Origin of the sequence: Flavobacterium flavigenum (genome assembly GCF_027111255.2) — a bacterium.
GTDB classification, from domain to species: Bacteria; Bacteroidota; Bacteroidia; order Flavobacteriales; family Flavobacteriaceae; genus Flavobacterium; species Flavobacterium flavigenum.
In genome coordinates this window covers 1,481,910-1,494,331 of record NZ_CP114285.2, presented here as the reverse complement: position 1 = coordinate 1,494,331, position 12,422 = coordinate 1,481,910, and the positions used below count along the sequence as shown (strand labels likewise).

The 12,422-nt window shown below is 33.8% G+C and carries 11 protein-coding genes and 1 tRNA gene; 7 read left to right on the top strand and 5 right to left on the bottom strand.

Annotated features, from left to right (window positions below; translation table 11 throughout):
• Positions 1–44 precede the first annotated feature (44 nt).
• From OZP09_RS05580 to OZP09_RS05570, 3 genes are all read right to left on the bottom strand, one after another.
• A complete protein-coding gene (locus OZP09_RS05580) occupies positions 45–1,895 on the bottom strand; it encodes an endonuclease (protein WP_269236930.1) in 1,851 nt (616 codons plus the stop codon).
• Between the two features lie 139 nt (positions 1,896–2,034).
• Entirely contained in the window at positions 2,035–3,891 is a 1,857-nt protein-coding gene (locus OZP09_RS05575) for an endonuclease (RefSeq protein ID WP_269236929.1), read from the bottom strand.
• Positions 3,892–4,200: 309 nt separating this feature from the next.
• On the bottom strand, positions 4,201–5,712 hold the full coding sequence (locus OZP09_RS05570) for a hypothetical protein (RefSeq protein WP_269237824.1): 1,512 nt from the start codon (positions 5,710–5,712) through the stop codon (positions 4,201–4,203).
• Between the two features lie 126 nt (positions 5,713–5,838).
• Here OZP09_RS05570 and OZP09_RS05565 point away from each other — a divergent pair, with 126 nt between their 5' ends.
• The 4 genes from OZP09_RS05565 (at position 5,839) to OZP09_RS05550 (ending at position 8,337) form a co-directional block, all read left to right on the top strand.
• Positions 5,839–6,270, top strand: coding sequence for a PaaI family thioesterase (locus OZP09_RS05565; RefSeq protein ID WP_269236928.1), 432 nt, complete (start codon positions 5,839–5,841; stop codon positions 6,268–6,270).
• A gap of 5 nt (positions 6,271–6,275) precedes the next feature.
• Positions 6,276–7,352 (top strand): isochorismate synthase, encoded by a 1,077-nt coding sequence (locus tag OZP09_RS05560; protein WP_269237823.1) that lies wholly within the window; start codon positions 6,276–6,278, stop codon positions 7,350–7,352.
• Between the two features lie 106 nt (positions 7,353–7,458).
• A complete protein-coding gene (bshB1, locus tag OZP09_RS05555; RefSeq protein WP_269236927.1) occupies positions 7,459–8,175 on the top strand; it encodes a bacillithiol biosynthesis deacetylase BshB1 in 717 nt (238 codons plus the stop codon).
• 88 nt (positions 8,176–8,263) lie between these two features.
• Positions 8,264–8,337, top strand: a tRNA-His gene (locus OZP09_RS05550).
• A 181-nt stretch (positions 8,338–8,518) separates the two neighbouring features.
• On the opposite strand, the gene OZP09_RS05545 is transcribed toward OZP09_RS05550, so the two are convergent.
• Complete coding sequence (locus OZP09_RS05545; RefSeq protein ID WP_223683151.1) at positions 8,519–8,716, bottom strand: hypothetical protein; 198 nt, start codon at positions 8,714–8,716, stop codon at positions 8,519–8,521.
• A gap of 151 nt (positions 8,717–8,867) precedes the next feature.
• Positions 8,868–9,548, bottom strand: coding sequence for a tRNA (5-methylaminomethyl-2-thiouridine)(34)-methyltransferase MnmC2 (gene mnmC2 / locus OZP09_RS05540; RefSeq protein WP_269236926.1), 681 nt, complete (start codon positions 9,546–9,548; stop codon positions 8,868–8,870).
• 306 nt (positions 9,549–9,854) lie between these two features.
• Here mnmC2 and OZP09_RS05535 point away from each other — a divergent pair, with 306 nt between their 5' ends.
• The 3 genes from OZP09_RS05535 to OZP09_RS05525 all read left to right on the top strand — a co-directional run bounded on the left by OZP09_RS05535 (position 9,855) and on the right by OZP09_RS05525 (position 12,369).
• Complete coding sequence (locus OZP09_RS05535) at positions 9,855–10,925, top strand: branched-chain amino acid aminotransferase (RefSeq protein WP_269236925.1); 1,071 nt, start codon at positions 9,855–9,857, stop codon at positions 10,923–10,925.
• A gap of 83 nt (positions 10,926–11,008) precedes the next feature.
• On the top strand, positions 11,009–11,536 hold the full coding sequence (locus OZP09_RS05530; protein ID WP_269236924.1) for a helix-turn-helix domain-containing protein: 528 nt from the start codon (positions 11,009–11,011) through the stop codon (positions 11,534–11,536).
• A complete protein-coding gene (locus tag OZP09_RS05525) occupies positions 11,536–12,369 on the top strand; it encodes an IS3 family transposase (RefSeq protein ID WP_281310117.1) in 834 nt (277 codons plus the stop codon). The genes OZP09_RS05530 and OZP09_RS05525 overlap by 1 nt, the downstream gene beginning before the upstream one ends.
• The last annotated feature ends 53 nt before the right edge of the window (positions 12,370–12,422 follow it).

Genomic DNA, 12,422 nt, shown 5'->3' with positions numbered 1-12,422 from the left:
AGCGGCAATTTGCCGCTTTTTAATTCTGTATCACCTGATTTTTATTAATTGATTATTAATTTTTTAGTCAGTGTTTTTGAATCTTTAGTTATTTTAATAAGATAAGTGCCTTTTGAAAAATTTTGAACTTCAATCGTTTTATTATTAGTGTTTTGTCTTTCAAAAACCTTTTGTCCTAGTAGTGAATAAATAGCTATTGTAAAAGATTCAAGACTACCATCTTTAAAATTAATTGTGAAATGGTGTGTAACAGGATTAGGGTAAATTGAAAATTCAGTAGTATTAAACTCTTCATTTGATAATTTAATGGTATGGCTTCCAAGTCCTGAACATGTATCTTTAGAATATGAATCCCACTCTCCGGTTTTGTTGAAAGTAGTATTTGGCCCCGTTACAGCTTCTTTTCTTCTTAATGTTTCATCTATCGCAAAATTGGCAGCTCCTCCGTTAAAAGTTCCGATAATGTCAATCAAAACATTATTTTTAAATAAACCAATCGGATCATTTCCATTATATTGAAGCTCAGTACTATTGCTTGATAAATTAGCACTAGCTGGATTATAGCAGCTTGTAGCGGCTAAATTATAGGCGATTACATAAGAAGCGCCATCATTAATTGTTCCGGTTAGAGCTAATCCTGATCCCCATGCTCCGGCACCATTTGATTGTTTTTTAATTGAATAGTCTGATAAATTTACTGTTGTGCCAGTGAAATTTGATATCTCTAATATCTTGTTATTGCTACTGCCTTCTACATATTCTGTAAAGAAAATTTCAGAACCTGTATTTCCACCTCCGGTTGAAGCTGCTGTAACTCCGTTCACAGTTGAACTTGGAACTGATATATTATTAGAAGCATCTCTGGCAACTACATAAAAGGTGTAAGAGGTAGAAGGTGTAAGCCCTGTGATTGTAGCATTCAGTCCGGTTTCATTTTGTTTAAAAACTGAGTTGACATATACTGCATATCCAGTAACACCTACGTTATCTGTAGCAGCTAACCATGTTAAATTAACAGAGTTAGAGGTACTTGATGCTACAGCTAAATTTGAAGGGGCTGTTGGAATAGTTGTATCATCTGTTTCAGTAGTCCATATAGCAGCAACATATTCCGGATGATCAATATAAGGATTACGATTGTTCTGACGTGTATAAATGGCATTATTACGTGCTATTTCGCGGGCACTTACCGGATCTTGATTGTGCCAGGCAATAAGCTGACTTAAAAATGCAGGAGTGAAAACTTTGTTTGAAGTTCCGTTAAACATTGGATATGAATAACCTGCAACAGTATTCTCGTAGCGTGTTGCAAAATAAAAATACATTCTGGCAATGTCACCTTTAAATTCATCTATGGGTTCAAAAACGAGTCCCGAATAACCTGCAGTTGTACTTGCACCTAATTTGCTTCCGTTTAAACTTGTCTGTGTTGGTGTTGCTACAACCGAATGCGGATAATTAGATCGTACTCCGTTTACTTTTCCATCAGTTGGAGTTATAAAATGGGCATCAGAAACCATTGGTGCTTTTTCATCAAATACAGATTGCGGAATAATGTGTTCTCTGTTGTAACAGTCTCCTTCATTTGAATATCCGGCTGATCCACATCTTTGTGTGGCACCTGCGCTGTAATTATAAGGGTCATTTCCGTTAGGGTTTTCAGAATACATATCTAGTATTGATCCGTCATTTTCATAAAAATTATCTATATCAGATGTCTGATAAGTAACATATAAGCCTGAATAGCCATTATCCGTATGATCTTTAATGATATTGTACAATTGAGTTTTTAGCGTATAACCTGTTCCGGTAGCTGTAGAATAGTAATTAGCCGGTGCCTGGGCAGAGCAAAAAACTGCATAAAACGTAAATAACAGAATGTAAATTTTTTTCATAAATAAAAGTAGTTTGCGGGATACAATTAAAATGGATTTTTGATTATTTGGTCCAAAATTAGTTGATCAAATCTATGATGATGTTATGAAATCTTTAATAATAATAATTTTTGTTATATTTTTTATAATCAAAATATACTTATTTGATTATAATCTTTTTACTAATGGTTTTTGATCCTTTTGTAATTTTTACAATATAAGCTCCTTTCGAAAGATGTTGTACTGAAATTACAGCATCTGTTAAATCAGATTTTTCAAATACTTTTAAGCCAGTGATAGAAATAATCTCTACTGAATAGGAAGTAGCAGAATTATCTAAAATGATATTGAAATTTCCGTTAGAAGGGTTTGGGTAAATTATAGCGTTATCTGAATCTGAAACAATTTCCTCATCTTCATTTTCATCAATTAAGGCTTTTTTACTGGCTAAGTTATTACAGGTATCTGATGAAAATGTATCCCATTGTGAACTCAAATTAAAAGTAGTGCTTGGAGATGTGACAGTTGATTTTCTTCTCAAAGTAACATCTACAGCAAAGTTGGCTGTTCCTCCGCTAAAAGTTCCGATGATGTCAATTAAAGTGCCATTTTTAAATAAACCAACAGCATCATTCCCGTTAAAAGTCAATTCAGTAGCTGTTGTTGAAATATTAGCCGAACTCACAGAAAAACAACTTGAAGAAATAGAACTGTTTACAATTACGAATTTGCTTCCGGTTGCTAAAGTTCCGCTTAAAGCCAGTCCGGTACTCCATGAACCTGCACCATTCGTCTGTTTTTTGATTGTATAAGCAGATAAGCTTACAGCACTTCCGGTATTGTTGGCGATTTCTAAAGCTTTGTTATTTCCGGAACCTTCAATGTATTCAGAGAAAAGTAAATCTGTTGCAGTTCCTGTTCCGACGCTGTTGGTTATAACTGAAATTGTATTGCTTGATGCAGAAGCATTTCCGGCAGCATCTTTTGCTTTTATGTAAATTGAATAAGTTGTAGAAGCAGCTAAACCTGTAATTGTTGCAGTCAATCCTGAAACAGTTGTTTTTAAAACACCATTTGTATAAACGTCATATCCAGTTACGTCAACATTATCGGTAGAAGCTGCCCAGCTAAGCGAAATTGAAGTCGCTGTTTTTGATGTTAAAGCCAGGTTTGAAGGAGTTGATGGCGCCTGAGTATCTCCCGAAGAAGAAGTTCCACCCCAAATTTGGTTCACATATTCCGGATGGTCTATAAAAGGATTTCTGTTGTTCTGACGTGCATAAATAGCATTGTTTCTGGCAATTTCTCTTGCACTCACAGGATCCTGCGCGTGCCAGGCTAAAAGAATATTTAAAAAAGCAGTTGTAAATACTTTATTGCTTGAACCGTCAAACATTGGAAAGGAATAACCTGCGATTGTGTTTTCATATCGTGTCGCAAAATAGAAATACATTCTGGCAATATCTCCTTTAAAAGCATTTATTGGTTCGAAAACTGTTCCTGAATATCCAGACACGGCACTTGAACCTAATTTGCTTCCGTTTTGTGAAGTATACGTTGCTGAAGCTACAGTTCCATGTGGATAATTTGAACGTATTCCGTTAACTTTTCCATCTGTTGGAGTAATAAAATGAGCATCGGCAACCATTGGAGACTGCTCATTAAAAACCGATTGCGGAATAATGTGCTCTCTATTATAACAATCTCCTTCAACTGAATAATTACCACATCTTTGAGTGGTTCCGGTGGTATAATTATACGGATCTGTTCCAGAAGGGTTTTCAGAATACATATCTAAAATTGTCCCGTCGTTTTCGTAGAAATTATCAACGTCAGAAGTTAAATAGGTGGTGTAAAGTCCGGCATAACCATTATTGGTATGACCTTTAATAATGTTATACAATTGTGTTTTCAAAGTATAGCCGGTTCCTGTTGCAGTGCTGTAGTAACCCGAAGGTATTTGAGCGAAACCAATTGTGACAAACATCAATAACAGTAAAAAATAGTTTTTTTTCATAATTATAGTTTTAAGATTTGGTCTGAATTGAATTTTAAAGTTTTTAAATCATTGGTTTTTAATTGTTTAAAATTCCATTATGGCAAATCTACTACTTTTATGAGTCGAAAATGTTAAGTGATGTTTAATTTTAGAAATATTTTCTTACGAATAGTCAGTTTTAAGATGATAAAGAGGCAGGTATGGTGTATGACAAGTTTCTTAATCTCGCAAAAAAACGCAAAGTCGCAGAGCATAATCTTTAAGTTTAAAAAAAATGCTTTGCGACTTTGTTCTTTGCGGGCAAAAATATTTCCGGATTTAAAAAATTTATTTAGGAAAGTCTTTATTCTGATAAGCCCCCAAATCCGGCGGAGAGGTTCTTGTGTTTCCAACTATATCCAACAGAACGGTATATGCCTGACTTCCTTTCGCGAAAGCGGCAGAAGTATTATCAATGTTAAGTTTATTCAGGTTGATATTAAAAAACTTCGGGTTTTCGTTTAAGATAATAGCGTTATAATGTGCTGTATCCGTGCCAAATTGATAATCCGGATTTGATGTACTGCCGAATTTCAACAGACAATTATTTAGCTGATAAACAAAAGCAGTATTTACATTTTTATCTAAATTGAATTCATTGCTATTCGAACCATAAATAATACAATTATTAAAAGTAGCCTGGGTCAGCGGATTTGTTTCCGGTGTTGCTCCGTCAAGTTTGTTACTCAAATTAACTGCAAATTGTTGTCCGCCGGACCAAGTGTTATTAAATGTGCAGTGAGTAAATTTATAATCTCCTCCGTAAACGCATGATAAAGCTGCTAAACCAGCATAATTTATAACGATGTTTTCCCCGCTGATTCTAGCATTTTGAGCCAGGATTCCGTAATTGGAACAATCGTAAATCTGCGTGTTTTTAATCTGAAAAGTGGTGGCATCCTGATTTCGTATATCCAGACCAATTTTGGCATTCTTTAGAGTTAAATGATTGATGGAATGATTGGTACTTCCGTCAGCGAATATAACCGAATTCCATTGTCCGGGAACATCAGAATATTCAGGTTCTAAACGATCTCCTTCAAAAATAACTTCGTTTTCTAAATTTTTAGTTGTAGATATATTTCCATTGACTTGAAATGAAGCTTTATTGCTTAGATAGAGTCCTGAATTATCATGAAAATGTACTCTTGCACCGGCTTCAAAAGTTACTGTTTTATTTTCAGGAACCGCTGCGTATCCATAAATTACATAAGGTTTGTCATTTGTAAAAAGTAACTCATTTCCGTTTGTTTCGTCATTTTCATCCAGATAAAATCCGTCCACTTCTTTACCGCTAATCTCAATTTTTTCTTTGGTTCCATCAGGATTTTTCTTCGGATATAAAAATACAGCATCCTGAATTAGAGTTACCAAAGCTACTTTTTGAAGATTAGATCCACTGTCAAACTGAATTTCATCGGTATATAAAAAATCAACTGGATTAGCATCGGTAATATCAGCTGTGGTTTCGATAAAAATATACAAACTGTCTTTGGCTAAAAGCGTCACATTATTGAAAATCTTGCCATTATTTCCGTTCATCCCATCAACGGTCATTCGGTATTTAGAATTTAAGCCATTTTTTAGCTGAATAACCGGAATGTTAATATCGTCTTTACCGCGGTTGTAAACTTTTAGGTTGTAAGTACTCGAACCGATATTTTTAAAAACGGTATCCAAATAAACAGTGTCTTTTGAAAATTTTAAATCTCCGGAGCTTGCAACAGTTTCAAAATCAGTCCGGCATGAACTGGCAGCTAAAAGGATTCCGAAAATAAAGAGCACAAAATAATGACGCATTTGATTTGTTTTTCTGTAAAAATAACAAAAATCTGATATGCGAAAAGGGATTTTTAATTTTAGAATCGCATTTTCTAAATAGTGTATCATCTTTTATTTAATTTTACGATTTTAAAGCTAATTTTAATGAATTATACAAAAGAACAGATTTTAGCATATTGCAATGAGTTTTCGAAAAACACCTTGATGGAAACGCTAAAAATAGAATATATTGACGCCGGAGAAGATTTTTTGACCGCCAAAATGCCTGTTAATTCTTCTGTTCATCAGCCTATGGGATTGCTGCATGGAGGAGCTTCGGTTGCTCTGGCAGAAAGTGTGGGCAGCGCTGCTTCTCATTTTTTTATTAATGCAAAAGAGCAGGAAGTGCGCGGAATAGAAATTTCAGCAAACCATTTAAAAAGTATTCGGGAAGGAGTTGTTTTTGGAACAGCAAGAATAATCCACAAAGGCAGAAGCCTTCATCTTTGGGAAATCAAAATTACCGATGAAGCCGGAAATCTGATTTCGCTTTGTAAACTGACGAATATTGTTTTAGAGAAAAAGAAAGTAGAATAATGAGCATAAATAATTTCTTTTCTAAAATAAAATTACACAAAGATCAAAATTTACCTTTTGTAATTTATTCAAAACCAAATTCTAAAAATCTTATTGGGTTTTTACAGCGAAATGATACTTTATATAAAGTTTCAGATTACAGCGAAAAAGGATTTGTTTTTGCTTCTTTTGATGAAAAACAATTGATTTTAATTCCGGAAAATGAGTCTGAAATTATTATTGCAGATGAAGAAATAACAACAATAGAATGGGGTGAAATTGATGATCTGAATTTGAATCCTGAGGCGAAAAGGCAATATGAAGATTTAGTTGCAAAAGGAATTGAAGCAATTAAAAACGGTGAATTCAAAAAAGTAGTATTATCCAGAAGTGAAGCTGTAGATTTAGCAGATTTTGATTTTATAACTACATTCCAGCATTTGTTGCAATTATATCCTACTACTTTTACATATTGTTTTTTTCATCCAAAAAATGGACTTTGGATGGGAGCAACTCCCGAACAATTGCTGAAAGCAAACGGAAATATTTTTGAAACAACAGCTCTGGCCGGAACACAGAAGGCAGATTTGGAAACCGAAATTCTCTGGCAGCAAAAAGAGAAAGACGAACAACAATACGTAACCGACTTTATAGTGAAACGACTTCGGGAATTTGCAGCTTCGGTTGTGATTTCAGAACCTTATAGTCTCAAAGCAGGATCGATCTGGCATATTAAAACGGATATTTCGGGTGTATTAAAAGATAATTCTACTTTGGAGGAAGTAATTGATACTTTACATCCAACACCGGCAGTCTGTGGTTTGCCAAAGAAAAAAGCAAAAGGATTTATTTTAGAAAACGAAAATTACGACAGAACTTTTTATACCGGTTTCCTGGGAGAATTAAATAGCAGTTTTTTAGAAGGCAATGCAAGTTCTGATTTATTCGTAAATTTACGAAGTATGCAGATTCAGAACAACAAAGCTATTTTGTATATGGGCTGCGGAATAACCAAAGAAAGTATTCCTGAAAAAGAGTGGGAGGAAAGCGTCAATAAATCAATGACGATGAAAAGAGTTTTGAGAATAGAAAATAGAAAATAGAGGAAAGAGAATAGATAAAAATCAATTTTAGTTTTCAAAATTGCCATTGAATTTGAATTTTGAAATTGCCATTGTAATTGATTTTTGCCATTGAATTTGATAAATTATGAAATTAGATATATTAGCCTTCGGGGCGCATCCGGATGATGTGGAATTAGGTTGTGCGGGAACCATTTTAAAAGAAGTATCGCTTGGTAAAAAAGTAGGTATTGTTGATTTGACACGTGGCGAGTTAGGGACTCGTGGTACAGCAGAAACCAGAGATTATGAAGCAAAAGCGGCAGCTGGAATTTTGGGAGTTGTAGTGCGGGAAAATTTACGTATGAGGGATGGGTTTTTTACTAATGATGAAAAACATCAGTTAGAAGTCATAAAAATGATTCGCAAATATAAACCTGAGATTGTTTTATGTAACGCAATTGATGATCGTCATATTGATCACGGAAAGGGAAGTAAATTGGTTTCTGACTCTTGTTTTTTATCAGGATTAATGAAAATTGAAACTTCGTTAAACGGAGAGAAACAGGAAGCCTGGAGACCGAAAGTTGTGTATCATTATATTCAATGGAAAAACATCGAGCCGGATTTTGTTGTAGATATTACCGGATTTGAAGAAAAGAAAGTAGAAGCAATCCTGGCGTATAAAACGCAATTTTATGATCCGGATTCTAAAGAGCCGGCAACACCTATTACAAGTAAAAATTTCCTGGAAAGTTTAAATTACAGGGCTCAGGATTTGGGAAGACTGGTTAATAAAGATTTTGCAGAAGGTTTTACTGTAGAAAGGTGTTTGGCTGTCAGTAGCTTACAGGATTTGATATAAAAAGGTGCATTTTTTTTTAAATTTTTCTTTGTAGAAGTAAACCTTTGTTATATATTTGCACTCGCTAAGCAGAAATGCTGGTTAAATGGTGGTTGTAGCTCAGTTGGTTAGAGTAGCGGTTTGTGGTGCCGCGGGTCGCCGGTTCGAACCCGGTCAGCCACCCAGAAATTTAAAGCCTTGAAGAAATTCAGGGCTTTTTTTGTGTAATAAATTTTCGATACTTGTTGCCTGATTTTTAAGAAAACAAATCCATTCCCAAATATATTGGGAGTCATTTTAAAAACGAAATCAAAACACTGTTGCAAAAAAAAAAGACTGTCATTTTTAGACAGTCTTTCGTTTTTTATACTTTAACTAATAGTAAACATTCTTTTAATTCTGGTTTTTCGACGATGAAGTGTAATAACCATTCTTGTAATTGTTCCATTTCGTAAGGTAACAGTGTTTTGATAGCTTTTTCTAATTCTTTACAAAAAAGCACCGGGTCGAAACTCACTCTTTCGAGTATTGATTTCGTGTAATCAAACATCATTTTTGACATAATAAAATAAGATTTTGGGGGGTTATCTCTATTTTTAAACTTGAGCCAAATTTAAACAAATATCATATATAAAAGATATTTTTAACTTATTTTTTTTAAAATATTAAGAGCGAATACGTTTTCTTACTGAATATAAATCAATTTAGATTTATTACAAATAAGATTGTGTGAATTGTTTTACAGCTCTAAACATTTCTCTTTTTCCAGGAGGGCCTGCTAATTTTTCAACTGTAAATCCGACTTCTATCATACTTCTTTTAACAACTCCGCGGGCAGCATAAGTAACTAAAACACCATTTGGTTTTAAACTGTTGTACATTTTCTGAAAAATTTCGGTACTCCACAATTCAGGCTGTACTCTGTAACCAAAGGCATCAAAGTAAATTAAATCAAAAGTTTCAAAATCGTCGATTTCATGAAAAAATTGTTTTCTTTTCGTTAATGAAAAATCAGCAGTGATGTTGTTTTTCTGGTTCCACTCGCAATCATGCATCTTTTTAAAAATATCTTCAAAAGAATCGGCTTCTAATTCTGAAACATAATTCATAGCCAAAACTTCTACGGAATCAACGGGATAGGCCTCTACACCGGTATAGTCAATAGTTTGCAGTTGTTTATTTGCTTCAAGAAAAGTTATAAAAGCATTTAAGCCTGTTCCAAAACCAATTTCCAGGATACTTACCGGTTTGCCTTCAAACAGGTTCAGACCGTTCTTTATAAAAACATGTTTAGCCTCCTGAATAGCGCCATGTTTCGAATGATAACATTCGTCCCATTCCTGTAAATGAATTGTGGTTGAGCCATCTAGGGTTTTAATAATTTCTCTTTTCATTACATCCTGAATTTATTATTCGATTTTTGAACTAAACAATATGTTTTATGCCAAATTTACTTAAAACAAATGCGTAAAGCCTTAAAAAATTAAGCTTTTTTCATAAATTCTTTATAAAAACCAGTTAAAATTTTAAGTTTATTACAAGATAAATAAATCGCAGTTAAATGAGGGAATTAATGGTTTTTTAGCAAGTAAATTATATATTTTTACTTAATTTTGCATTCAATAAATTCTATTTTATATCAAATTATCACTTTAAGAATGCTTCTTTGGTGATAAAAATTAAGTAAAACTTACATTATTATGAGTGCAACTCAAGCAAGCAAAATTGAAATCAGAAAAGCCACTTCTTCTAAAATTAGTAGTGTAGACTTTGAAAACTTAAGCTTTGGTGCTGTATTTACAGACCATTTATTTGAATGTGATTTTAAAAATGGGGAATGGCAAACACCGGTCATTAAGCCGTATGCTCCTATTTTAATGGATCCGTCTTCTAAAGTCTTTCATTACGGTCAGGCAATTTTTGAAGGAATGAAAGCTTATAAAGATGAAAATAATGATGTTTGGTTGTTCAGACCTGATGAAAACTACAAGCGTTTTAACAATTCAGCGGTGCGTATGGCAATGCCGGAAGTACCTGAATCTGTTTTTATGGATGGTCTGAATGAATTATTGAAAATTGATAAAGACTGGATTCAGAGAGGAAACGGAAGCAGTATGTACATTCGTCCTTTTATGATTGCTACAGGTCCGGGAGTTGTGGCTAATCCATCTGACGAATATAAATTTATGATTTTGCTTTCTCCTGCAAAATCGTATTATGCCGGCGAAGTAAAAGTGATCATTGCAGAGCATTACAGTAGAGCCGCTAATGGTGGAATTGGTGCTGCAAAAGCGGCAGGAAATTATGCTGCTCAGTTTTATCCAACCAATCTTGCCAACAAAGATGGTTTTCAACAGGTAATCTGGACCGATGATGCAACACATACTAAATTGGAAGAGGCCGGTACAATGAATGTATTCTTTAGGATTAACGATACATTGTTGACTGCACCTACAAGTGAAAGAATTTTGGATGGTATTACCAGAAAAAGTTTAATTGCTATGGCTGAAAAAGAAGGCTTGAATGTTGAAGTTCGTCCTGTTATTGTTTCAGAGCTGGTTGAAGCAGCTAAGAATGGTTCTTTGAAAGAGATTTTTGGAGCAGGAACTGCTGCTGTTGTAAGTGTTATTAAAGGATTCTCTTATCAGGATGTTTACTATGAAATGACTCCAGTTGAGAATTCATATGCTTCTCTATTAAAAGAAAAATTGACGAATCTTCAAAATAAACTTGCAGAAGATACTTTTGGCTGGACTGTAAAAGTTCAATAGTGTAAAAGAAGATTTTTATAAAAATAAACCCGACATTTTGTGAACATGCCCCAAAAAGTTAGACACTATTTGGGGCATTTTTTATGAACAGAAAAGTAAAATTCAATTATGCATTTAAGTTAGAATGTGTAGAATTAGTTTTAAAGAAACATTATTCGAACGTGTATGTTTCAAGATTGAAGGGTTTGGACGAGTCCAATATCCGTAAATGGGTAGCTTTTTATAAAGCATACGGCAAAGACGGCTTATTACCTAGAAGGAATCATAATTATACGGTTGATTTTAAGTTAAAGGTTCTAAAAGCCATTAAAAAAGAATCACTTTCCTTACGCGAGACCTCGGTGAAGTTTAATATTGCCGATGCATCTATTCTGTTAAAATGGCAAAAAGATTTTGCTAACTTTGGAGTTGAAGCATTACAACCAAAACCCAAAGGCAGGCCCAAATCTATGAGCAATTTCAAACGTAAAAAACGCAAATCAGACAAGCCATTATCCAGGGAAGAAGAACTTCTCTTGGAAATTGAAGCCCTGCGCTGTGAGAACGATTTGCTAAAAAAGCTACAAGCCTTAATTCAAGCCGAAGAAGCAGCCAAAAAGCGCAAGCCATAATGGAATTAAGGCATTTATATGATTTAGATTTACTTTTGAATCGTACTAATATGGCACGTAGCAGTTTTTACTACTATGAAAAACAAAACAAATCTGTGGATAAGTATCAAATCATAAAAGAATTTATAAAATCCATTTATCACAAGCACAAAGGTCGTTATGGCTATAGAAGAATTACCGACGAATTGAACAATAAAGGGATAACTATCAATCATAAAACAGTTTTCAGATTGATGAAGCTATTAGGGCTAAAAAGCATTATTAGAATAAAGAAATATAAATCATATAAAGGGGAACAGGGCAAAATCGCACCTAATATTTTGGAACGCAATTTTAAATCAGAAGCTCCAAATAAAAAATGGGCAACCGACATAACCGAGTTTAATGTATCAGGAAAAAAACTATATTTATCGCCTATTATAGACTTATTCAACCAAGAAATTATCAGTTATGAGCTAGCGGAACGACCCGTATTTAGTCAAGTGGTCGTGATGTTAAAAAAAGCATTTAAGAAAATACCAAACAATACTAATTTGACCTTACATTCTGATCAAGGCTGGCAATACCAAATGAAACAATACCAGCATTTATTGAAAAAAAAAGGAATCGTACAGAGTATGTCCAGAAAAGGGAATTGTCTGGATAATGCGATTATAGAAAACTTCTTCGGGATATTAAAATCCGAATTGTTTTACCTTAAAAAGTACAGTTCTATAAGTCAATTAAAACAAGATATCGAAAATTATATTATCTATTACAATAGAGAAAGAATCAAGTCAAATTTAAACAAAATGAGCCCGATACAATATCGAGCTCATCATTATCAAAATTAATTATAAATTTGTCTAAACTTTTGGGTGCAGTCTATTGATTGTCGGGTTTATGT